Origin of the sequence: Citrobacter sp. Cpo126 (assembly GCF_030332445.1) — a bacterium.
Classification (GTDB): Bacteria; Pseudomonadota; Gammaproteobacteria; order Enterobacterales; family Enterobacteriaceae; genus Citrobacter; species Citrobacter portucalensis.
Genome location: NZ_JAOWHT010000042.1, coordinates 81137 through 103495 on the forward strand (window position 1 = coordinate 81137; position 22359 = coordinate 103495).

Consider the following 22359-nt stretch of genomic DNA (forward strand, 5'->3'; position numbering starts at 1 on the left):
CGTAGCTCAGCTGGATAGAGTACTCGGCTACGAACCGAGCGGTCGGAGGTTCGAATCCTCCCGGATGCACCATCTTCTCCTGAATAATAGCGAAACTGTTGTTTCACGGTCTGCGAGATAATCGCCAGCACCAGGGAGGATAACGTTGCTTCAGCAACGGCCCGCAGGGCGAACACTAGTGAGTCATCCTCCCGGATGCACCATCTTCTCCGAGATAACAGCGAAACTGTTTTTTCATGGTCTGCGAGATAATCGGCAGCACCATCTCCCCCTCAAATCATTTCCACATACTCTCTGAACCCCCCTTAATTCGCTGTCAGCGACAAAATCAATCAATTACGATAAAATAACGTCTGGTCAATCGGCTTGTGAGAAGACGATGTACGAACGTTATGCGGGTTTGATTTTTGATATGGATGGCACCATCCTGGATACCGAGCCTACGCACCGTAAGGCGTGGCATGAGGTATTGGGGCATTATGGGCTACGTTTTGATGAACAAGCCATGGTCGCCCTCAATGGCTCCCCAACGTGGCGTATTGCCCAGTCGGTAATTGAGTTGAATCATGCCGATCTTGATCCTCATGCGCTGGCACGTGAAAAAACCGACAAGGTGAGAAGCATGCTGCTGGATAGCGTCCAGCCTTTGCCGTTGGTTGATGTTGTGAAAGCCTGGCATGGTCGTCGTCCTATGTCGGTAGGTACGGGTAGTGAAAGCGCAATTGCAGAAGCGCTGCTCGCTCACCTTGGTCTGCGTCGCTATTTTGATGCTGTAGTCGCAGCCGATCACGTACAACACCATAAACCGGCTCCTGATACGTTTTTGCTTTGTGCCGAACGTATGGGGGTTGTTCCGGCTCGTTGCGTCGTATTTGAAGATGCCGATTTTGGAATACAGGCGGCGCATGCCGCGGGAATGGATGCCGTGGATGTCCGGTTATTGTGAGTGATGGACTGTCGCTCCTGTCACTGTTTGCCAGCAGTTTTCTCAGTGCCACGCTATTACCCGGCAATTCTGAAGTTGTTCTGGTTGCTTTGTTGGTTTCCGGGGTCAGTCATCCCTGGGTCTTAGTCTTAACAGCAACAATGGGTAATAGCCTTGGAGGGTTAACTAACGTTATCCTTGGGCGTTTCTTTCCATTGCGTAAAACATCGCGCTGGCAAGAAAAAGCCACTGGCTGGCTGCGGCGCTATGGCGCTGTCACACTATTATTAAGCTGGATGCCGGTTGTGGGGGATTTGCTGTGCCTGTTAGCCGGGTGGATGCGCATCTCGTGGGGCCCAGTTCTCTTTTTCTTATGCCTTGGCAAGGCGCTGCGCTATGTTGTTGTCGCAGCGGTTACGACACAAGGCATTATGTGGTGGCACTAATTGTGTTGTGGGATAGCCTTCAGGGTAACCAATACCATTATGCTAATTAAAACGATTTTGACAGGCGGGAGGTCAATTTGATCCCGGACGTATCACAGGCGCTGGCCTGGCTGGAAAACCATCCTCAGGCGTTAAAGGGGATTCAACGTGGTCTGGAGCGCGAAACGCTGCGTGTTAATGCAGATGGGTCATTAGCAACAACAGGCCATCCTGAGGTGTTAGGCTCAGCGCTAACGCATAAGTGGATAACCACTGACTTTGCCGAAGCATTGCTGGAGTTCATTACTCCACCCGGTGACGACATTGAGAAAATGCTCACGTTCATGCGTGACTTACATCGTTATACCGCCAGAAACCTTGGCGACGAGCGTATGTGGCCGTTGAGCATGCCTTGCTATATTGCCGAAGGTCAGGATATCGAACTGGCGCAGTATGGTACGTCGAATACCGGTCGCCTGAAGACGCTGTACCGTGAAGGCCTCAAAAACCGCTATGGCGCGTTGATGCAGACAATCTCGGGCGTACACTACAACTTCTCGCTGCCTATGGCTTTCTGGCAGGCGAAATGCGGTGTAACCGAAGGTGGGGATGCTAAAGAGAAGATCTCCGCGGGCTACTTCCGTCTGATCCGCAACTACTACCGTTTTGGTTGGGTGATCCCGTATTTGTTTGGTGCCTCCCCGGCCATTTGTTCCTCATTCCTGCAAGGAAAACCGACAACTCTGCCGTTTGAAAAAACCGACTGTGGGATGTATTACCTGCCGTACGCAACGTCGCTGCGTCTGAGTGATTTGGGCTATACCAATAAGTCGCAAAGCAATCTCGGAATTACGTTTAACGATTTGCATGAGTATGTGGCAGGATTAAAGCGCGCGATTAAGACGCCTTCCGAGGAGTACGCGGCGATCGGTCTGGAGAAAGACGGTAAGCGTCTGCAAATTAACAGCAATGTTCTGCAGATTGAAAATGAGCTGTATGCGCCTATTCGCCCGAAACGCGTCACTCGTCGTGGAGAAACGCCATCAGATGCGCTTCTGCGTGGCGGTATCGAGTACATCGAAGTACGCTCGCTGGATATCAACCCGTTCTCGCCTATCGGCGTGGACGAGCAGCAGGTGCGCTTCCTCGATCTGTTTATGGTCTGGTGTGCGCTGGCTGATGCCCCGGAAATGAGCAGCGATGAATTGCTGTGTACGCGTAAAAACTGGAATCGCGTGATTCTCGAAGGGCGTAAGCCTGGGCTGACGTTAGGTATTGGCTGTGAAACAGCCCAGTTCCCGCTGCCGAAGGTTGGGAAAGATTTGTTCCGCGATCTGAAACGCGTGGCACAAACGCTGGACAGCATCGATGGGGGAGAGGAGTATCAGAAGGTCTGTGATGAACTGGTTGCCTGTTTTGACAATCCTGAACTGACTTTCTCTGCCCGGATCCTACGGTCTATGATTGATGAAGGCATTGGCGGCACGGGCAAAGCGTTGGGTGAGGCTTACCGAAATCTGCTGCGTGAAGAGCCGTTAGAAATAGTGCAGGAAGCTGAATTTATTGCTGAAACCGAGGCTTCAAAGCGTCGTCAGCAGGAGATCGAAGCGGCTGATACTGAGCCGTTTAGCGTGTGGCTGGAAAAGCACGCTTGATACAAAAGAAAAAGGCCACTCGGGAGTGGCCAAAATTTCATCTCTGAAAACAGGGATGATGATAACAAATGCGCGTCTTTCATATACTCAGACTCGCCCCGGAACAAAGAGTTCAGATTATTTTTAAAAAATTTATCGGAGGTGGCTAAATGCCGTTGTTAGATAGTTTTACTGTCGATCACACCCGGATGGAAGCTCCCGCGGTCCGGGTTGCAAAAACGATGAACACCCCGCATGGCGACGCAATCACCGTGTTTGATCTGCGTTTCTGCATTCCGAACAAAGAAGTGATGCCTGAGAAAGGTATCCATACGCTGGAACACCTGTTTGCAGGTTTTATGCGTAACCACCTTAACGGTAACGGCGTTGAGATTATTGATATCTCTCCGATGGGATGCCGTACCGGCTTCTACATGAGCCTGATTGGTACGCCGGACGAACAGCGTGTAGCCGACGCGTGGAAAGCGGCAATGGCGGACGTGCTGAAAGTACAGGATCAGAACCAGATCCCGGAGCTGAACGTTTACCAGTGCGGTACGTATCAGATGCACTCTCTTAGCGAAGCACAGGATATCGCGCGTCATATTCTGGAGCGTGATGTACGCGTGAACAGCAATGAAGAGCTGGCGCTACCGAAAGAGAAACTGCAGGAACTGCATATTTAGTCTTATTGATTAGCTGTTCCAGTATTTAAATTAACCCCGGTTTATGTCCGGGGTTTTTTATTGCTTAATATAATGTGTGTTTATTATATTTGCGGCGAGAATATATTTTAATTTAAATGATGCCTGACCTGTTAAATAATAAAATGTGATCTGGCAAGCAGAAAGCGGTGGATAATTAACGATGCCAGGGTGTATTGATCACATAAACTAAAAAACATAAATAATTAATAGAAAAACATAATGGAATGCGCCAGATATCCGGGTAATAACAAGACTCTTTTAATAGCCGGTAGATAGGGTTTTTATCAAATCTTATCTGGTATACATTAAACTTTAGGGATGAAAATGAAGGCTAAATATTTGGCGCTGATGATCGGTGCTTGCTTTTCTCATAACCTTTGGGCAGCAAATAATATCACTATTGAGCAGCGTCTGGCTGAACTGGAGCAACGTGTTGTTAATGCCGAAAAACGGGCATCCGATGCTGAGGCGCAAATTCGCTCGCTGAAGCAGCAGCAGGTCGCCGCTACGCCGACGGTGAATGTCCAGTCTGCCGAGCCGATTGCAGCAGGTGAAACTCCGCCTAAGCTGACATTATCCGGCTTCAGCGATATTAAGTTCTATGGCGATGTCGAATTTAATATGGATGCGGCAAGCCGTTCCGGTAGCCTGACATCGACGAGAACGTCAGCGAATAAAGATTGGGCACCAGGAACCAATGAACGCTGGGATATTAACGGACGCCTGTTGCTGGGTTTTGATGGCTACCAGCGGCGGGACAACGGTAATTTTGCAGGGTTCTCGGTACAGCCTCTGGCGGACCTGACCGGAAAAATGAACCTCGATGATGCCGTTTTCTTCTTTGGTCGTGAGAATGACTGGAAAATTAAGGTTGGTCGTTTTGAAGCCTACGATATGTTCCCGCTGAATCAGGATACGTTTGTTGAATATTCGGGGAATACAGCGAACGATCTCTACAGTGACGGTTACGGCTATATCTATATGATGAAAGAAGGACGGGGACGTAGCGACAGTGGGGGTAACTTTCTGCTGAGCAAAACCATCGACAACTGGTATTTCGAAGTTAACACATTGCTGGAAAATGGCAGTACGTTATATACCGAGAAGCAGTACCACGGAATGGATTTAACCAACGATAAAAACGTGGCTTACGTCCGTCCGGTTATCGCCTGGCAAAATGGGCGTTTTTCAACGGCGATAGCGATGGAAAGTAACGTCGTTAACAACGCCTACGGTTATTACCAAAATGGGACGTGGATCGATCAGTCAGATCGTACGGGCTATGGTTTTACCATGACCTGGAATGGTCAAAAAACGGACCCGGAAGATGGCGCGGTGATTAACCTGAATACCGCCTATATGGATGCGACCGATGAGACAGATTTTACTGCAGGGGTGAATGCGTTGTGGCATCGATTTGAACTGGGTTATATCTATGCGCATAACAAAATCGAAGCCTTCAATGCTACCAATATCGATGCCGTTTGTGAGGACGATTGCTGGATCACCGATCCCGGCAATTATGACATTCACACTATTCATGCCTCATATTTATTCCCCAATGTGATGGATATGAAAAACTTTAACATCTACCTCGGTGCCTATGCTTCATGGGTAGAGGCCAATCCGAATAATGGTGATAACAGCGAAGATGCGCGTTACGGCGGGCGTCTGAGATTCAAATATTACTTCTGATTGTAGGTCTAATAAAAAAGGGATCCGCAGATCCCTTTTATCAGATAGTTAGTGTGCGCCACCGCCGCCGCCGCCCGCACCGAAGGGCGGTTTGGCGAACCACACCAGGCCAAGCAGGACCAGGAAGATCCCCGCCGACATCCAGAAGATTTCGTTAGCGGAAATAATCAGCCCCTGATTGGTGATCTGCTGAGCTATCCAACCTGAAGCCTGCTGGTGCGTCATCCCTAAATCCTGCAGCTTATCGTACATAGCCTGTGCATTTGGGTTGTAGGGGTTAACAGATTCCGTTAGCTGAGCATGGTGCAGCGACTCGCGGTTTGTCCACATTGTCGTCGTAATCGATGTACCGATGGAACCTGCCAGCGTTCGCGTAAAGTTCGACAAGCTGGATGCCGCCGCCAGACGCTCTGGCGGTAAGCCGGACAACGTAATGGTGGTTAACGGCATAAAGAAGCAGGCTACCGCGAACCCCTGAATAAACTGCGGCCAGGCCGATGCGCCAAAGTCCATACCCGGCTCGAACGTCCACGCACGCCAGTAGAAACAGACGGCGTACATAATAAAACTGAATGTTACCAGCCGACGCATATCCAGCTTGTGCGCGAAGCGGCCGATAATCGGAGACAGGATCACCGGAATCACCCCAACCGGCGCTGACGCCAGACCAGCCCAGGTTGCCGTATAGCCGTATACCTCCTGCAACAGCTGCGGCAACAGTACGATTGCGCCGAAGTAGAGCATATAGGCCAGACTGATACACAGACAGCCGATGGTAAAGTTGCGCGACTTAAACAGCGAGAGATCGACAATGGGGTGCTCGTCGGTAAGCTCCCAGACGATCAGGAAGCTGATAGCGACAACGGCGACCACCGTCAGGATGATAATCTCCTGCGAGGCGAACCAGTCCAGCTCTTTGCCGCGGTCGAGCATAATCTGCAAACTGCCGATACCGATGACCAGCAGTGCCAGACCAATGGCGTCAATGCGCCGCTGCTCGGTTTTGGTTTCCCGACCGCGCAGGGTTTGCAGGGTCATCAATACCACCACAGCCCCGATTGGCACGTTGATAAAAAATATCCACCCCCAGTGATAGTTGTCGCTGATATAGCCCCCAAGAATAGGACCACATATCGGGGCAACAATCACCGTCATCGACCATAGCGCGAGGGCGATGGAACGCTTAGCGGGTGGATAGTTATTCAGCAACAGGCTCTGTGACAGCGGAATTAATGGACCGGCGACAATACCCTGGATTACGCGGAAGAAAATCAGCATGTTCAGGCTGGTGGACATCCCGCATGCCCATGACGCAATGACGAAGGCGATAGTTGACCACATAAAGAGTCTTACTTCGCCAAAGCGTTTTGCCAGCCAGCCGGTGATCGGAATAGAGATAGCGTTCGCCACCCCGAATGAGGTGATCACCCAGGTTCCCTGGCTCAGTGAAGAGCCGAGGTTCCCGGCGATAGTGGGGATCGCCACGTTAGCAATGGTGGAGTCCAGCACCTGCATGAATGTCGCCAGGGACAGCGCGATCGTCATAATGACGAGCTGCGCGCCTTCCAGCGGTTTTTGCTGTTGCATCACACGCACCTTTGAATTAGCCCGCGTTGGCCCGCACGATCTCTTCGATCATCTTATTGACCGGAGCAAGGTTGATTTCACGTGCATTACTTTCTGATACCGGCGTGGTACGAACCTGGCTTGCCAGAATTTGTCCGTCACGATTTGAGGTATCTACCGTAACCAGCGTAGACAAACCAATACGTAATGGATGCTGTGCCAGTTGCTGCGCATCCAGTTCGATACGTACCGGCAGACGCTGGACGACTTTGATCCAGTTGCCGGTTGCGTTCTGCGCTGGCAGCAGGGAGAAAGCGCTGCCCGTACCCATATCGAGACCGACAACTTTACCGGTATATTTTACGTCATCGCCGTAAATATCGCTGATAACGGTCGCCGGTTGGCCGATACGCATGTGCGCGAGCTGTGTTTCTTTGAAGTTGGCATCTACCCACAGGTTAGTGGCCGGAACAACCGCCATCAGCGGCGTGGTTGGGCTAATTTGTGCACCAGGCTGTACGGCGCGACGGGATACATAACCGGTCATTGGGCTGACAATTCTGGTACGTTCCAGCGCCAGCCAGGCATTGCGCACTTCGGTGGCAGCCTGTTGCACAGCGGGTTGATCTTCCAGCTTGCTACCCAGAATCATCGCCTGGTTAGCATTATATTGTTGGATCGCGACATCAAGCTGGGCCTGAGCGCTGGCGACGGCATCACGAGCGTGTTGCAGCTCTTCACGGCCAATCAGGTTGGCATTGCCCAGCGGAACTCGGCGATTAAAGTCGCTTTGTGCCTGCGCCAGTGCGGTTTTTTGCACTTCAATGCTTGCCTGTAACTGCTTGCTGTTGATCATCAACTGGTGCGTCTGACGCACGCTGGAAGCCAGCGCAGTTTTGGCTTTTTCAAATGCCTGCTTTGCGTCTGTCTGGTCGAGGGTGACCAGCACATCGCCTTGTTTTACAAAGTCAGTGTTATCAGCCCAGACTTTCGTCACGCTGCCTGATACCTGAGCCATGATTTGAACCTGGTTCCCTGCCACGTACGCATCGTCTGTCTCTTCGACATGACGAAGTACTAAAAACCAATAAATCCCATATGCCACGGCAATGATAATAAAGAGCAAGGTCAGAAGGAGCAGCATACTTTTACGTTTGCCATTCTTCTTGACCGGTTGCTGCGGGGTTTGAGTCTCCGCATTTGCGCTCATGTTGTTCTCCACGATCTTATTTTTTTCACATCGGCTGAGCCGACCTGTTTATCAGACAGGCCAGCAGTATGCGTGCTGGCCTGTCGGTTTTTTCATTTATAAATCTGGATTTCTGAGCGAGTCAGCGCGTTAGCGCAGCGCTTCTAACACCGCGCCATCCTGCTCCATCTGATCAAGACGGGTCAGAAGTTTACGGGTAATTTGCTCAAGCTGATCTTTTTCGGTGGTGCTAAGAGACGACCAGAGCTGATGCAGGCAGTTATGCTGAGGCGGTAACACCTCTTGCAAAAATGCATGGCCTTTCTCGGTCAATTGCAGATGCAGACAGCGGCGATCGTTATCACTTTCGCGACGTTCGATCCAGCCACGTTTTTCTAACTCATCCGCAATGCGGGTAGCGTTAGTGCGTGACGAGCCAAGCGCGCAACTCAGTTCAGAAGGCTGAATACTGTGGTTTTCCTGAGACTCCAGCGTAATCAACGCCATAAACAATGTCTCGTTAATCCCTTGAGCTTTCAGCATCTTATTGCGGTTTTCCAGCAACTTACCCTGCATGTGCATACAGAGGCGAGTCAGAAGCACTTCCTGATAAGGGAACTCTTCGTAGCGGCTGGCGCGAAATTTTAGCATTTGTTCAATGGGCGTAAACGAACTATCCATTTGGGTATAACCTCATTAATTTCAGCCGATATAGTAACGACAGTGACAAATAAAGTAAATGTATTATTTCTTTAAAATGATTGTTTTTATCTATAAGCCAACAAGCATTTTCCAGGCTAATCCATAGCCCAGAGCACTCAGTAACGTTGGAATGATGATGCTGCGGGTCTTATAGAAGCTTGCGCCCAGTATGACAAACCCCACCAGCGTAGGCACGAACCGACGAGCGTCGTGCATAACTTCTGGTGCGGTAGACACCACCAGCAGGGCGCAAATAGATGCAATGCCAATAGTGTCGAGTAGTATGCCCGTCGCGCCGCGCTTCGTCGGGCGAACATTGCCTACCCCAAGACGGAGTGGCAAATAGCGAAAACAGTAATTAACGCAGCCGACCAACAGGCCAAGTAGCAGAACCTCATAGCTCATCAGGACCTCCCTGCCAAAATGACTGGATGAGCGCCGTCAGGCATCCGCAGACAATACCTGCAAGGATAGCGGCAGGTATGGAAAACAGCATGACGCCAGCCAGCGCCCCGGCCAGGGAGGCAGTCACGCAGAGCGCTTGTTTACGTTGGAATGACGCGAGCAGGAAGCTCATAAACAGCGCCGGGAGCATGAATCCCAGTGCCGCTTCAACCGCCGGGTAATCCTTGAGTAAACCACTGCCGGAAAACGCGCCGATCACCGTACCAAACACCCAGGAGGCCCAGGAGCACAGTGCGATGCCGATCATCCAGTTTTCACTCCAGCGCCGATTATCCCGGACCAGTTTTGCCGTTGCGGCGGCAAAGACTTCATCGGTAAGGCCAAAAGCCCAGAGTGCACTTTTGGGTTTACTCAGTCGCTGGGCTATTCGGCTGCGCAGGGAAGGGCCATACAAAACATGGCGGACATCCATGGCCATGACGGTAAGGGCGGCGACCCACAGCGAACTGCCCGCAGCGAGCATGGTGGTAATGACAAACTGGCTGGCTCCCGCATAGATAATGCAGGAGAAAAAGACGCTTTCAACCGGCGTAAAGCCAAGGCGAGTGGCATTGAGACCAAATGCAAAAGCGACCGGAATATAGCTGATGACTATTGGTAGGCTGTCTTTGAATCCTTCCGTTAACGTTGCCGAACAGGATTCAGACTGGGGTACAGGGCTTTCCATAGGGTTATAGGTTTCATTACCGAAATTAATATAACTTGGTTCAATGAGTTATAACCTTAGCAGACTGATGGGCTCCTTAACACCCTGTGGAGCCCAATCAGCGGTAAACATGCGCTATACGCTTAATTTACGGCTTCCTGACGGTGAAAACCTCGCCACCAGACCACCAGGTTGAGTACGGCAACGGTCGTACCCGCCAGACAAACGCCAGCCCACCCGGCATGCTGCCAGGCAGAGGCTGAAATTAGCGAACCTGCCGCTCCGCCAATAAAATAGCTGGTCATGTATCCGGCGGTCAGGCGATTACGCGCATCCGGATGAATGCGATAGATAACCGTCTGGTTGGTGATGTGTACTCCCTGAACGGTGAGGTCCAACACCAGAATACCGATAATCAGCATGGGGACTGAAGTGTGCCCAAACCAAATAGCAAGCCAGGAGAGCAGCAGTAATAGCAGTCCTATGGTTGTGGTCAGGTGGGATTTACCTTTATCGGCAAAACCGCCCGCAGGACGTGCGCCTAACGCCCCTGCGGCACCCGCCAGACCGAACAGACCAATCATTCCTTCCGAATAGTTAAACGGCGGCGCGGCGAGCAAAAACGCCATCGAGGTCCACAGGATACTGAAATTGGCAAAAGTCAGGCAGCCCAGCATCGCGCGGGTACGCAGCAATTTATCGTGAATAAACAGGCTGAATACCGAGCCTAACAGCTGAGGATAGTTAAGATGAGTATCGGATTTCATCTTCGGCAGGCCGCGCCACAGAGCAACCGCCATCAGCGCCATTAATACTGATGCGACCCAAAATACGGTGCGCCAGCCGCCAAGATTCGCCAGTAATCCCGCCACGGTGCGCGCCAGCAGAATACCCAGCAGCAGGCCGCTCATAATCGTGCCGACAACCTTCCCGCGCTTGTCCGGTGTGGCAAGCGTTGCCGCCAGCGGAACCAAAATCTGTGCCACTACCGAGAACAGTCCGGTCAGAGCGGTGCCGAGAATCAGCATACCCAGCGACTGGCTGCTGGCGGTGATCAGCATGCCGCCAGCCGCGAGCAACGTCATGGAGACAATCAGCATCCGACGTTCAAACATATCGCCGAGCGGCACTAAGAACAGCAGGCCGGCGGCGTAGCCGAGCTGGGCCGCAGTGACGATAAACCCTGCAGTACTGGCAGATAGCGAAAAGTTGCGCGCGATGGTGTCGAGCAGCGGCTGCGCATAATAGTTACTGGCGACGGCGAGGCCGGTGGCAATAGACATTAACAGGATCAGCGAAGGGCTAAGTCCCTGAGTAGTTTTCGTCATTGTTTTCAACTGAGTAATGGGTTGCAGAAAACAATCATAACGGAAGTGATTAAATGTTGCTGATTTGTTGAGTGATGGATTGTGCGATTGGGGGAAGGAGGATAGGCCGGATTAGGTGCATCGCGCCACCATCCGGCATTTATGCGGTTACAGGCCTGATGGCGCTACACTCATCAGGCCTGCGAGTGGGTTATTTCTGCGCGGCCAGCGCTTCGTTCACCCAGCCGTCAAACTGTTGCTGGTGGGCTTTGATCCAGCCGTCAACGTGACCCTGTACGTCGGCTTCAGACGCTTTCCCGTCGTGCATCATTGCGTTCTGCGCGTTGATATCCGCCAGCGGCAGCTTCATAATGGCAAACAGTTTCGCCGCAGCCGGGTTTTTCTCCGCCCAGGCTTTATTGGCGACAATATGCATAGTGTTCACCGGGAAGCCGTAGTTGGCGCCGTTTGGCAGTTTGGTATCAATATCTTTCTGCTCGCCTGGCAGGGAAGAGAACGGCACCTGCAGCCAGACCACATCTTTACCAGGTTTCATTACGTCGCTCACCCAGTACGGTGTCCAGGTGTAGTAAAGAATGGGTTTACCTTCTTTGAAGCGGGTAATGGTGTCGGCCATCATCGCCGCATAGTTACCGTGGCTGACCTCGACGGTTTTTTCCAGATCGAAAGCTTTGTTCTGGTGGTTGATTACTGCTTCACAGCCCCAGCCCGGTGAACAGCCCATCATATCGGCTTTTCCGTCACCGTTGGTGTCAAAGATTTTGGCGATCTTCGGATCTTTTAACTGGGCGATATTGGTGATTTTATATTGCTCAGCGGTTTTCTTGTCGATCAGATAACCCTGTGCGGCACCCGTAACGAATACCCCCTCGCGATAAAACTTTTTGTCTCCGCCCGCAGCGGCGTACATATCATCATGCAGCGGCTGCCAGTTCACGGCGGTAAAAGTTGCATCGCCAGAGGCAATGGAGGTATAGCCGACGTTGTAGTCAACTTCGCTGGTTTTGTTAACGGTGTAACCCAGTTTCTCCAGCGCACGGGCGACTAACTGCGTCTGGAAGGATTCTTCAGAGATAGTGCTCTGGATTGGCTGTACGGTGATGCCTTTGCCCGGCAGGTCGGCAGCGAAAGTGCTGGTGGAGACAAGGGTGGCAAACGCTGTGGCAATAATTACTTTCTGTCGCATCGTTGTTCCTTATTACACTTCATCCTTCAAGCTGCCTCTTTGTTGGCTGCACTCATGCACCCCAGTCACGTACTACTTGTACGCTCTTGGGGATACATTCGTTTGCCGCCGCGATGCAACTTGAATGATTTTGTGTAAGTTAATGAATTGTATGCCCGGTAAGCAATGCGCCACCGGGCAACGGGTGTATTACTTCGTGAAAGGGCGAGTGATAAGCCCAATGGGACCGGTGGTGTACCAGCGACGGTTGCCACGACTACGCGAGTCGCGACCGACGGCCTGCGTCAGGCGGTCGAGAATGATAGCGAGGATCACAATCCCAACCCCGCCGACGGTGGCAAGCCCCATATCCAGACGACCGATTCCGCGTAGAACCATCTGGCCCAGTCCGCCGACGGCAATCATCGACGCGATGACGACCATTGAGAGCGCCAGCATCAGCGTCTGGTTAACCCCAGCCATAATGGTGGGCATTGCCAGCGGGAGCTGCACTTTAAACAGCATCTGACGCGGGCTGGCGCCAAACGAGCGCGAGGCTTCAATCAGATCGGCTGGCACCTGGTTAATCCCCAGAATAGTCAGACGCACGATTGGCGGCAGGGCGAAGATAATCGTCACCACTACGCCCGGGACGTTACCAATACCAAACAGCATGACAATCGGCACCAGATAGACAAACGCGGGTGTGGTTTGCATGGCGTCCAGCAGCGGGCGAACAATTTTTGCTGCCCGTGGACTGCGCGCCAACCAGATCCCCATCGGCAGACCGATAACCACGCAGAACAGCAGCGCGGTCAACACCAGCGCCAGGGTTATCATGGCCTGCGACCACGCGCCGATGGCACCGATGGCAATTAAGGAAATCAGCGTAGCAACGCCCATCCCCACGCCGGAAATCTGCCAGGCAATCAGCGCGAACAGGATAATCGCTACCGGGGCTGGCATACCTAACAGCAGCTGTTGAAAGCCGTTGAGAATGTAATCCACCGGGACACGAATGCCCTGGAAGACCGGACGGAAATGGGTAACGACCCAGTCGATCCCCTCTGTGACCCAACTGTCCAGCGGGATCAGCGTTTTATGGAACGGATCCATAATATTGAAATGCTCTGGTGCCGGCGCGGGTGCGCTGGTCAGCCAGTCCGCACCACCACCGTCAGTGGGTGCTCCTGATGGCGTACTCCAGGCATCAGCATTTTGTGCGGCACTGTCGGCCGCTGGTGTGGTGTCCCACGGATTAGTTTGATCAGCCATTGTTTACCCCCTCACGATCTAAAGCCTGTAACAGCATGCGTTTTGAAATGACGCCCACATACTGCTGTTCCTCATCTACAACCGGCACCGCGCACGGGGCCTGACCGACATGAGAAAGCAACTCGCTGAGAGGGGTTTGTGCATCTACGGCTAACGGCTCATCGATCAATGCCGCTTCAATACCTTGCGCCTGACTTAACGCTGTTTTTAATGAGTCGATAGAGACAACGCCAACGAATTTATTGCCGCGTTCGATCACGTAACCATATTCGCGATCTTTGTCCTGCAATAATTGCAGCGCAGAACGTGGACCCACCCCGGGGTTTTTACGAATCAAACCTTCGGGACTACGGCGTGAAATATCTTTCGCGCTAAAGACCTGGCTAATATCGACGCCACGGAAGAAGGTGCGCACATAATCATTGGCCGGATTATTTAGGATTTCATCTGGCGTGCCGACCTGGACCACTTCACCGTTTTGCATAATGGCAATTCTGTCGCCAATGCGCATGGCTTCGTCGAGGTCATGCGATATAAAGACCACGGTACGTTGATGCTTCGCCTGTAGTTTTACCAGTTCATCCTGCATCTCAGTACGAATTAATGGATCGAGGGCTGAGAAGGCCTCATCCATTAATAAGATGTCAGGGTTAATGGCTAATGCGCGGGCGAGGCCTACACGCTGGCGCATCCCCCCGGAAAGTTCATCCGGGTAGCCGTGAGCATAATTCTCCAGACCAACCTGACGTAGCGCATCTAACGCTTTTTCACGACGTTCATCCGCACCTACGCCGGCTAATTCCATGCCGAATGCCGTATTGTCCAGCACCGTCATGTGCGGCATCAGGGCAAAGGACTGGAACACCATCGCAATCTTTTTTCTGCGCACCTCGCGAAGCTCGGCATCGGATATGCGGGCGATGTCTACGCCGTCAATCAATACCTGTCCGCGGGTGGGTTCAATCAGGCGATTGAGAAGGCGTACCATTGTGGATTTACCCGAACCGGATAATCCCATGATGACAAATATCTCGCCTTCTTCAATGGCCAGACTGGCGTTCTTTACGCCAAGCGATAGCCCTGTTTTATCCAGAATCTGCTCTTTTGAAAGTCCTTTTTCAATATATTTGAAGGCTCTCTGGGGATGCTCTCCAAATATCTTATAGAGATTTTTAACTTCTAATTTAATTGCCATGCAATAGAATGATTCCTGTTATTTGTTTATATCGATATATTACCTGATGGAAATAGTGACCTTTTTCTACCCTAACATACTGAGAATCTGAGACAACCCTGAATTTGGTTGTGGCATGAATATTGCCAAAGGCCAAGTGGCGGGACTTCCCGTGATATAAGGGCTGAGCGCGAATGTGAACGGGTTAATATTTTTTGTAAATGGCAATGAAAAATCGCCTGAATTGCTGGAATGCAGGCGAATAATGCGGCTGATATTGAGTGTAGATCACACAATTATATTTGCACGACAAAAGTGTGATCCTGTTAAAATATTTCCGCGAAAAATGTACGGTATTTCCCGCGAAAATGAGCGCTAGAAATTCCAGTCGTCATCTTCGGTTTCGACCGCTTTTCCCATCACATAAGATGAACCGGAACCCGAGAAGAAATCGTGGTTTTCATCAGCGTTGGGCGACAGCGCGGCAAGGATTGTCGGGTTAACCTCCGCCATTTCAGGCGGAAATAGCGCCTCATATCCCAAATTCATTAATGCCTTATTGGCGTTGTAACAAAGGAAGGCTTTGACGTCATCCACCCAGCCGGTTTCTGCATACAACTCTTCAGTATAACGCGCTTCGTTATCATACAATTCCATCAGCAGGTCAAAGGCAAAATTCTTTAACTCCTCGCGTGCGGATTCGCAAATATGCTCCAGACCTTTTTGATATTTATAACCAATGTAATACCCATGAACCGCTTCATCACGAATGATCAGACGAATGAGATCGGCGGTATTGGTCAATTTGCCGCGGCTGGAAAAATACATTGGCAACCAGAAGCCAGAATAGAACAGGAAGGATTCCAGAAACACGCTGGCTATTTTTTTCTTCAACGGTTCGTCGCTGGCGTAATGTGTCAAAACGATCTGCGCTTTGCGCTGAAGTGGGGTATTTTCCTCACTCCAGGCGTAGGCAGCATCCACGTCTTTGGTCTGGCAAAGGGTAGAGAATATAGAGCTGTATGAACGGGCGTGCACCGCCTCCATAAAGCTGATATTCGACAGCACCGCCTCTTCATGCGGCGTTAACGAATCAGCCATTAACGCTGGCGCTCCGGCAACATTCTGAATGGTGTCGAGCAGCGTCAGCCCGGTAAAAACGCGGATTGTTAACTGCTGTTCGGCGGCGTTCAACGTTTGCCAGGCCGGAATGTCATTGGAGAGCGGGACCTTTTCCGGGAGCCAGAAGTTACTGGTCAGACGGTTCCATACCTCAAGATCTTTATCATCCTCAATCTTGTTCCAGTTGATGGCGCTCACGCGGGATAATGTCATTTTCTCCTCCTTACAGCGCGCATGACACGCAGCCTTCGATTTCGGTGCCTTCCAGCGCCAGCTGGCGTAGTCGGATGTAGTACAGGGATTTGATGCCCTTACGCCAGGCGTAAATCTGCGCTTTATTGATATCGCGCGTGGTGGCGGTATCGGGGAAAAAGAGCGTCAGTGAAAGCCCCTGATCGACATGGCGCGTTGCTTCTGCGTAGGTATCAATGATTTTTTGTGGACCGATCTCATAGGCATCCTGATACAAGGCCAGATTCTCATTGGTCATAAACGGGGCAGGGTAGTAAACGCGCCCGGTTTTGCCCTCTTTGCGAATCTCCACTTTCGACACGATCGGGTGAATGCTTGACGTGGCATGATTGATGTAGGAGATAGAACCGGTGGGGGGAACCGCCTGTAAATTCTGGTTATAAATGCCGTAGCGCATCACATCTTCACGCAGCTGTGACCACATCTCGCGCGTCGGCAGCGTAATGCCGCTGGCGGCAAACAGCGTGCGAACCTTGGCGGTTTTTGGCTGCCAGTCGCCCTGCAGATACTGGTTAAAATATTCGCCGCTGGCGTAGCGCGACTGTTTGAATCCGGCAAAGGTTTGACCGCGCTCGCGGGCGATCTTCATTGACGTATTCAGCGCATGCCATGTGATGGTGTAGAAATAGAGATTGGTAAAATCCAGCCCTTCCGGCGAACCGTAGGCGATCTCTTCCCGCGCCAGATACCCGTGCAGATTCATCTGCCCAAGACCAATCGCGTGCGACGCGCTGTTTCCGGCCTCAATCGAGGGCACGCTGCGGATATGGCTCATGTCCGAAACGGCGGTTAAGCCACGAATCGCCGTTTCCACGGTACGACCAAAGTCGGGTGAATCCATGGTATGGGCAATGTTTAACGAGCCGAGATTGCAGGAAATATCGTGCCCGGTCTGCGCGTAATTGAGATTTTCATCGTAGGTGGAGGCACTGTTAACCTGCAAAATCTCCGAGCACAGGTTGCTCATATTGATCCGACCTGCAATCGGATTGGCGCGATTCACCGTATCTTCAAACATGATGTAAGGATAGCCAGACTCAAACTGGATCTCGGCCAGCCGCTGGAAGACATCGCGGGCGTTAATGAATTTTTTGCGCACACGTTCGTCGGCAACCAGTTCGTCATACCGCTCACTCACGGCGATATCACCGAACGGTTTGCCGTAAATCCGTTCCACGTCATACGGTGAGAACAGCGCCATTCGGGCATTTTCTTTCGCCAGTTGAAAGGTAACATCCGGGATCACCACGCCAAGCGAGAGCGTTTTGATGCGGATTTTCTCGTCGGCGTTTTCGCGCTTGGTATCGAGAAAACGTAAAATATCCGGATGGTGTGCGTGCAGATACACCGCCCCCGCACCCTGACGTGCCCCGAGTTGATTCGCATAAGAAAACGCATCTTCCAGCATTTTCATTACCGGTATCACCCCAGATGACTGGTTCTCAATACGCTTAATGGGCGCACCTGCCTCGCGCAGGTTGGAGAGTAAAAATGCCACGCCGCCGCCGCGTTTGGAGAGCTGAAGTGCGGAGTTGACCGCCCGACCAATAGACTCCATGTTGTCTTCAATACGCAACAGGAAGCAGGAGACCAGCTCACCGCGTTGCTGTTTGCCGCAGTTTAAAAAGGTTGGTGTGGCGGGCTGAAAGCGCCCGGAGAGCATTTCATCGGTCAGCTGCATCGCGAGCGCTTCATCGCCCTGCGCCAGCGTGAGCGCCACCATCGTGACCCGATCCTCAAAGTCTTCGAGATAGCGCTTACCGTCGAACGTTTTCAGCGTATAGCTGGTGTAGAACTTCCATGCGCCGAGGAACGTCTGGAAACGGAATCCGCTGGCGTGGGCGTGATCGAATAGCTTCAGCACGAACGCGCGATCGTAGCGGGCTAACACGCTGGCATCGTAATAGCCTTCATCCACCAACGTTTCCAGGCGCTCCTGCTGGCTGGCAAACGCCACCGAGTTTGGGCGGACGTGGGCGGCAAAGAAGGCCTCCACGGCCTGATGGTCTTTGTCGAACTGAATGCGCCCGGCTTTATCGTACAGATTCAGCATGGCGTTCAGGGCGTGATAATCCAGCGTTGGCTGCATTACACGTTCTGCGGTTGTCGTTGCCAAAATTCGCTCACTCCTTTTCGAACGTTGTCGATATCGCTTTGGGTGCCCATCAGCTCAAAGCGATAGAGCCACGGCACGCCGCATTTTTGTGAGATGACATCACCCGCGCGACCGTAGGCGTCACCGAAATTACGATTGCCGGAAGCGATCACTCCACGGATTAACGCCCGGTTGTGCGTATCGTTTAAAAAGCGGATCACCTGTCTTGGGACCGCGCCAGCAGTGCCACCGCCGCCGTAGGACGGCACGATTAATATGTAAGGTTCGTCTACCCGGATCCGCTCGCGTTCGTTAAGCGGAATGCGGATGGCTGGCAGCCCCAGACGCTGCATAAAGCGGTGCGTATTTTCGGAGCTGCTGGAGAAGTAGACGAGCTGACTCATGCGCTGGCCACACGGTGTTCCGGATGCAGACGGTTGATCATGTCCGGGCGAAACCCTGACCAACTGGTTTCACCCGCGACCACGACCGGTAGCTGGCGAAACCCTTGATCGCGCAGGCTATCAGCCAAATCGGGTTGTGAATCGACGTTTACCATCTCAAAGTCAAAACCACGGCTTTCCATTGCCCGTTTGGTGGCGTGGCACTGAACACAGTTATTGCGAGTGTAAATAATAATACTCATGATTCGTATTTCCATTTAAAAATAAAGGATCGGCGCGATAGAGGGCGTCGGGTTGTGTGTGTCCTGATAGGAAAGATACTAGATGTAGTTTTAAAAAGATTCAACCATACAAGATATGGGAATTTTAGATTGATGATGAGCGGGGTGATGAGCGTGGCGGGGGAAGGCTAACGGGTGGTTATAAATTGCCCGATGGCGCTAAGCTTATCGGGCCTACGGGCAACAGGAGAGCACAACGTAGGCCGGATAAGGCATCTATGCCGCCATCCGGCAGCGCAAAATCACATGCGCATCCCCACCGCCAGACGGTTAAAGCAGTTCATCAGGCTAATGGCAAATGTCAGGTCGCTAATTTCTTTCGCGCTGAAATGGTCTAGCAGCGGCAGATAAACGTCATCTTCGGCGTGAGTAGTGGCAATCTGGGTGACCGATTCGGCCCACGCCAGCGCCGCACGTTCCCGTTCGCTGAAGTGGTGACTCACCCGCCAGCCTGCCAGTGCGTCCAGTTTGGCCTGCGCAACACCGGATTTGCGCAGTGCTTTACTGTGCATTTCCAGACAAAAGGCGCAGCCGTTGATTTGCGAGACCCGCAGGTAAATCAGCTCCGTCAACGTAGGTTCCAGCGCGCAGTTTTCCAGCGCTTGGCTTGCCTGAACCAGAGCGTTATAGATTTCAGGACTGAGTTCGTAATAGGGCTGGCGTAACATTGTCATGGTATTTCTCCTCGTTTGGATGACCCGCAATGTAGCACTATAATGGACTGCAACAGAGAGCCATATTGTTACCAAAAAAGCAGACCATAAATGCCACGTTATCAGCAAATCGCCCGTCAGTTAAAAAACGCAATTGAGAAAGGTGAACTCAAGCCCGGTACCAGATTGCCCTCCAGCCGGACCTGGGCCCAGGAGCTGGGAGTATCACGCTCGACGGTGGAAAATGCCTATGCAGAGCTGGTGGCGCAGGGCTGGCTCGCGCGGCGTGGACAGGCAGGGACGTTTGTCAGTGAGCAACTGCGACCAGAAAGGGCGCCTGCATCGCCTGCCATCTTCGCCGGAGAAAATCCCAGACCGCAACCTTTTCAGATGGGATTACCCGCACTCGATCTTTTTCCGCGTGAAGTCTGGGCACGGGTGATGGGACGGCGTTTACGCACCCAAACGCGTTTTGATCTGGCGGTGGGCGATGTATGTGGTGAACGGGTGTTACGCCAGGCAATTGTTGATTATCTGCGCGTTTCACGCAGCATTGAATGCCAGCCAGAGCAGATTTTTATCACTTCAGGCTATGCGGCATCAATGACGTTAATCCTGCGCGCTCTGGCGCATCCCGGTGAGGGAATGTGGGTCGAAGATCCCGGTTTTCCGCTGATCCGGCCCGTGGTGGCTCAGGAACGCATTGAGTTGATGCCGGTAGTGGTGGATGCCGATGGTCTGGATGTCAGCGCCGGGATCCGCGACTACCCGCAGGCGCGTTTTGTACTGCTCACTCCCGCTCATCAAAGCCCTCTGGGGGTAGCACTGTCTTTGGACCGTCGCCACCAGTTGCTGGAGTGGGCGACTCGTGCGCAGGCGTGGGTAATCGAAGATGACTATGACAGTGAATTTCGTTACCACGGTAAGCCGTTGCCGCCGCTAAAAAGTCTGGATGCGCCTCAGCGGGTGATTTATGCCGGAACGTTCAGCAAATCGATGTTTCCGGCTTTGCGTACGGCATGGCTGGTGGTGCCTCTGACCCAGGTTGAACGCTTTCGCCAACAAGCGGCGCTAACGGCCTGTAGCGTCCCGGTTCTATGGCAGCAAACGCTGGCGGATTTCATGCGAGACGGCCACTTCTGGCGACACTTAAAACGTATGCGACAGCATTATGCCGAACGACGACAATGGATGGAAAACGCCCTGACCGAACAAGGATTTAGCGTCATTCCTCAGGAAGGTGGGATTCAACTGGTGATGAGTGTAGACGGAGATGATATTGCGCTGGTGCGCAAAGCGAATCAGGCCGGGTTAGCGGTTCAGGCGCTAAGCCGCTGGCGAATAACGTCAGAAGGAAAGGGGGGAATATTGCTGTCATTTACCAATATCAGCTCGGCGGAAATGGCGCAACAGGCGGCCTACCAACTGCGGTTGGCGCTGACATAAATCTGTACGGTTCTTAAGATATTCGTCTCATCGTGTTCACTCGTTTATGGACTTTTCTGAAAGCGTTGCTAATGCTGAATCAGGTAAGGTAAGCCCGCAGTAAAAGATAACGAGGAAAATAATATGTATTTACGACCTGATGAGGTGGCGCGCGTACTTGAAAAAGTGGGCTTTACCGTTGATGTAGTGACGCAGAAAACGTACGGCTATCGGCGTGGCGAAAATTATGTGTATGTTAATCGTGAAGCTCGCATGGGACGTACCGCATTAATTATCCATCCCACGTTGAAAGAGCGTAGCTCTTCGCTGGCGGAACCGGCAACGGATATTAAAACTTGCGATCATTACCAGCAATTCCCGCTGTATTTAGCCGGAGAGACTCATGAGCATTATGGTATTCCGCACGGCTTTAGCTCGCGTATTGCGCTTGAACGTTATCTGAGCGGGCTGTTTGGCGACGTTAATTCTAACTAATAACGCGACTGGCAGTGCCAGTCGCGAAGAAGCGTGTCAGGCTTTAGCCTGATGATAGCTGCTGACCTTAAACAAGCGGCGGCAATAATCAAGAAAGTAGCCATAGACAGCGCCCATCAGCATTGACACCACGATGTTCGAACTTACTGCAGCCGTAATCTGATGCCAGTCTGCGCCAACCGTCAGCAGAATAATCACATACACCGGCGACTGGAAGGTGACATAAGCCAGCACATCCGCCAGATTTTTTGCCCATCCTGCCTGCGTGGCTTTACGGGCCGCGCGCATGAACAAATCACGATACATGCCGTATGGCCACGCGATCAGTATGTTGACAGGGATAGCGACTAATCTGGAATACAGCGACTGTTCGAAGCTCATTCCAGAAAGGAATATTTCGATCAACATGTTCACGACAGAACAATAAACAACCATCGCGAACGTGTCTGCTACTGCATGACGCAAGCGTGACTGCGGAGAGAACATGTTAATGCTCCTTGTAAAAAGGGGAAAAAAGGTTTTGAATACCTTAACTGCTAGTGATTTGTCTTGCTGCTTTCGCGTTTTAATAGGATATCTGCCTGGATAATAACTAGCAACTAGCTGAAAATTTTTATTTATTGTCTTTTTGTCGATAAAATGCTCTGTAATGGTTTGTTTTTTGTTCGTTTTGGTGTTTTCGTTGCTGTGTTAATTAAAGTCTTTTTAGATCAAAGAGTTATTGTTGCTTGTTTTT

General features: G+C 51.8%; 22 protein-coding genes. 7 read left to right on the plus strand and 15 right to left on the minus strand.

Going from position 1 to position 22359, the window contains the following annotated elements; translation table 11 throughout:
- Positions 1-379 precede the first annotated feature (379 nt).
- The 5 genes from yqaB (at position 380) to OGY17_RS19730 (ending at position 5386) form a co-directional block, all read left to right on the plus strand.
- The gene (gene yqaB, locus OGY17_RS19710) at positions 380-946 is read left to right on the plus strand and encodes a fructose-1-phosphate/6-phosphogluconate phosphatase (protein WP_204558455.1); all 567 of its coding nucleotides are present in this window, start codon (positions 380-382) and stop codon (positions 944-946) included.
- A complete protein-coding gene (locus OGY17_RS19715; RefSeq protein ID WP_003825961.1) occupies positions 943-1371 on the plus strand; it encodes a YqaA family protein in 429 nt (142 codons plus the stop codon). Before yqaB ends, OGY17_RS19715 begins: the two co-directional genes overlap by 4 nt.
- Before the next feature lie 77 nt (positions 1372-1448).
- Positions 1449-3005, plus strand: coding sequence for a glutamate--cysteine ligase (gene gshA, locus OGY17_RS19720; RefSeq protein WP_267458443.1), 1557 nt, complete (start codon positions 1449-1451; stop codon positions 3003-3005).
- A 149-nt stretch (positions 3006-3154) separates the two neighbouring features.
- Positions 3155-3670 (plus strand): S-ribosylhomocysteine lyase, encoded by a 516-nt coding sequence (gene luxS / locus OGY17_RS19725; RefSeq protein ID WP_003037312.1) that lies wholly within the window; start codon positions 3155-3157, stop codon positions 3668-3670.
- Between the two features lie 345 nt (positions 3671-4015).
- A complete protein-coding gene (locus tag OGY17_RS19730) occupies positions 4016-5386 on the plus strand; it encodes a carbohydrate porin (protein WP_008785614.1) in 1371 nt (456 codons plus the stop codon).
- A gap of 48 nt (positions 5387-5434) precedes the next feature.
- Here the strand turns inward: OGY17_RS19730 and emrB are convergent, their stop codons facing one another.
- The 14 genes from emrB to OGY17_RS19800 form a co-directional block, all read right to left on the minus strand.
- On the minus strand, positions 5435-6973 hold the full coding sequence (gene emrB / locus OGY17_RS19735) for a multidrug efflux MFS transporter permease subunit EmrB (RefSeq protein WP_003825966.1): 1539 nt from the start codon (positions 6971-6973) through the stop codon (positions 5435-5437).
- Between the two features lie 16 nt (positions 6974-6989).
- On the minus strand, positions 6990-8162 hold the full coding sequence (gene emrA, locus OGY17_RS19740; RefSeq protein ID WP_003825968.1) for a multidrug efflux MFS transporter periplasmic adaptor subunit EmrA: 1173 nt from the start codon (positions 8160-8162) through the stop codon (positions 6990-6992).
- 129 nt (positions 8163-8291) lie between these two features.
- A complete protein-coding gene (emrR, locus tag OGY17_RS19745; protein WP_003037300.1) occupies positions 8292-8822 on the minus strand; it encodes a multidrug efflux transporter EmrAB transcriptional repressor EmrR in 531 nt (176 codons plus the stop codon).
- Between the two features lie 90 nt (positions 8823-8912).
- Positions 8913-9248, minus strand: a complete 336-nt coding sequence (gene ygaH / locus OGY17_RS19750) for an L-valine transporter subunit YgaH (protein ID WP_003825969.1) — start codon at positions 9246-9248, stop codon at positions 8913-8915.
- Positions 9238-9975 (minus strand): AzlC family ABC transporter permease, encoded by a 738-nt coding sequence (locus OGY17_RS19755; protein ID WP_003825971.1) that lies wholly within the window; start codon positions 9973-9975, stop codon positions 9238-9240. Before OGY17_RS19755 ends, ygaH begins: the two co-directional genes overlap by 11 nt.
- A gap of 122 nt (positions 9976-10097) precedes the next feature.
- The gene (locus OGY17_RS19760; RefSeq protein ID WP_008785612.1) at positions 10098-11282 is read right to left on the minus strand and encodes an MFS transporter; all 1185 of its coding nucleotides are present in this window, start codon (positions 11280-11282) and stop codon (positions 10098-10100) included.
- Positions 11283-11472: 190 nt separating this feature from the next.
- Positions 11473-12468, minus strand: coding sequence for a glycine betaine/L-proline ABC transporter substrate-binding protein ProX (gene proX, locus OGY17_RS19765; protein ID WP_003825976.1), 996 nt, complete (start codon positions 12466-12468; stop codon positions 11473-11475).
- Between the two features lie 189 nt (positions 12469-12657).
- Positions 12658-13722, minus strand: a complete 1065-nt coding sequence (gene proW, locus OGY17_RS19770; protein WP_008785611.1) for a glycine betaine/L-proline ABC transporter permease ProW — start codon at positions 13720-13722, stop codon at positions 12658-12660.
- Entirely contained in the window at positions 13715-14917 is a 1203-nt protein-coding gene (gene proV / locus OGY17_RS19775; RefSeq protein WP_003825980.1) for a glycine betaine/L-proline ABC transporter ATP-binding protein ProV, read from the minus strand. Before proV ends, proW begins: the two co-directional genes overlap by 8 nt.
- A 354-nt stretch (positions 14918-15271) precedes the next feature.
- Positions 15272-16231, minus strand: coding sequence for a class 1b ribonucleoside-diphosphate reductase subunit beta (nrdF, locus tag OGY17_RS19780; protein ID WP_286608108.1), 960 nt, complete (start codon positions 16229-16231; stop codon positions 15272-15274).
- A 10-nt stretch (positions 16232-16241) separates the two neighbouring features.
- Positions 16242-18386, minus strand: a complete 2145-nt coding sequence (nrdE, locus tag OGY17_RS19785; protein ID WP_286608110.1) for a class 1b ribonucleoside-diphosphate reductase subunit alpha — start codon at positions 18384-18386, stop codon at positions 16242-16244.
- Positions 18359-18769 carry a class Ib ribonucleoside-diphosphate reductase assembly flavoprotein NrdI gene (gene nrdI / locus OGY17_RS19790; protein ID WP_003825987.1) on the minus strand — a complete coding sequence of 137 codons (411 nt, stop codon included), beginning with the start codon at positions 18767-18769 and terminating at the stop codon, positions 18359-18361. Before nrdI ends, nrdE begins: the two co-directional genes overlap by 28 nt.
- On the minus strand, positions 18766-19011 hold the full coding sequence (nrdH, locus tag OGY17_RS19795) for a glutaredoxin-like protein NrdH (RefSeq protein ID WP_071445448.1): 246 nt from the start codon (positions 19009-19011) through the stop codon (positions 18766-18768). Before nrdH ends, nrdI begins: the two co-directional genes overlap by 4 nt.
- A 281-nt stretch (positions 19012-19292) precedes the next feature.
- Complete coding sequence (locus OGY17_RS19800; protein WP_149608172.1) at positions 19293-19724, minus strand: carboxymuconolactone decarboxylase family protein; 432 nt, start codon at positions 19722-19724, stop codon at positions 19293-19295.
- A gap of 90 nt (positions 19725-19814) precedes the next feature.
- Between OGY17_RS19800 and pdxR the strand changes: the two genes are divergently transcribed.
- Together pdxR and OGY17_RS19810 are read left to right on the plus strand one after the other, a co-directional pair.
- Positions 19815-21149, plus strand: coding sequence for a MocR-like pyridoxine biosynthesis transcription factor PdxR (pdxR, locus tag OGY17_RS19805; RefSeq protein ID WP_286608113.1), 1335 nt, complete (start codon positions 19815-19817; stop codon positions 21147-21149).
- Positions 21150-21272: 123 nt separating this feature from the next.
- Positions 21273-21623: a DUF2002 family protein gene (locus tag OGY17_RS19810; protein ID WP_003037262.1), complete on the plus strand. Its 351-nt coding sequence runs from the start codon at positions 21273-21275 to the stop codon at positions 21621-21623.
- Positions 21624-21659: 36 nt separating this feature from the next.
- Here OGY17_RS19810 and alaE read toward each other — a convergent pair whose 3' ends face one another.
- Positions 21660-22109 carry an L-alanine exporter AlaE gene (alaE, locus tag OGY17_RS19815; protein ID WP_003037259.1) on the minus strand — a complete coding sequence of 150 codons (450 nt, stop codon included), beginning with the start codon at positions 22107-22109 and terminating at the stop codon, positions 21660-21662.
- Between the last annotated feature and the right edge of the window lie 250 nt (positions 22110-22359).

Bases quoted from the DNA above. Each gene is read 5' to 3' on its own strand.
- OGY17_RS19800 (WP_149608172.1), bottom strand. From the start codon at position 19,724: ATGACAATGTTACGCCAGCCCTATTACGAACTCAGTCCTGAAATCTAT.
- emrB (WP_003825966.1), bottom strand. From the start codon at position 6,973: ATGCAACAGCAAAAACCGCTGGAAGGCGCGCAGCTCGTCATTATGACG.
- pdxR (WP_286608113.1), top strand. From the start codon at position 19,815: ATGCCACGTTATCAGCAAATCGCCCGTCAGTTAAAAAACGCAATTGAG.
- OGY17_RS19755 (WP_003825971.1), bottom strand. From the start codon at position 9,975: ATGGAAAGCCCTGTACCCCAGTCTGAATCCTGTTCGGCAACGTTAACG.
- nrdI (WP_003825987.1), bottom strand. From the start codon at position 18,769: ATGAGTCAGCTCGTCTACTTCTCCAGCAGCTCCGAAAATACGCACCGC.
- luxS (WP_003037312.1), top strand. From the start codon at position 3,155: ATGCCGTTGTTAGATAGTTTTACTGTCGATCACACCCGGATGGAAGCT.
- yqaB (WP_204558455.1), top strand. From the start codon at position 380: ATGTACGAACGTTATGCGGGTTTGATTTTTGATATGGATGGCACCATC.
- proX (WP_003825976.1), bottom strand. From the start codon at position 12,468: ATGCGACAGAAAGTAATTATTGCCACAGCGTTTGCCACCCTTGTCTCC.
- ygaH (WP_003825969.1), bottom strand. From the start codon at position 9,248: ATGAGCTATGAGGTTCTGCTACTTGGCCTGTTGGTCGGCTGCGTTAAT.
- proV (WP_003825980.1), bottom strand. From the start codon at position 14,917: ATGGCAATTAAATTAGAAGTTAAAAATCTCTATAAGATATTTGGAGAG.
- nrdF (WP_286608108.1), bottom strand. From the start codon at position 16,231: ATGACATTATCCCGCGTGAGCGCCATCAACTGGAACAAGATTGAGGAT.
- proW (WP_008785611.1), bottom strand. From the start codon at position 13,722: ATGGCTGATCAAACTAATCCGTGGGACACCACACCAGCGGCCGACAGT.
- alaE (WP_003037259.1), bottom strand. From the start codon at position 22,109: ATGTTCTCTCCGCAGTCACGCTTGCGTCATGCAGTAGCAGACACGTTC.
- nrdH (WP_071445448.1), bottom strand. From the start codon at position 19,011: ATGAGTATTATTATTTACACTCGCAATAACTGTGTTCAGTGCCACGCC.
- emrA (WP_003825968.1), bottom strand. From the start codon at position 8,162: ATGAGCGCAAATGCGGAGACTCAAACCCCGCAGCAACCGGTCAAGAAG.
- emrR (WP_003037300.1), bottom strand. From the start codon at position 8,822: ATGGATAGTTCGTTTACGCCCATTGAACAAATGCTAAAATTTCGCGCC.
- OGY17_RS19810 (WP_003037262.1), top strand. From the start codon at position 21,273: ATGTATTTACGACCTGATGAGGTGGCGCGCGTACTTGAAAAAGTGGGC.
- OGY17_RS19730 (WP_008785614.1), top strand. From the start codon at position 4,016: ATGAAGGCTAAATATTTGGCGCTGATGATCGGTGCTTGCTTTTCTCAT.
- OGY17_RS19760 (WP_008785612.1), bottom strand. From the start codon at position 11,282: ATGACGAAAACTACTCAGGGACTTAGCCCTTCGCTGATCCTGTTAATG.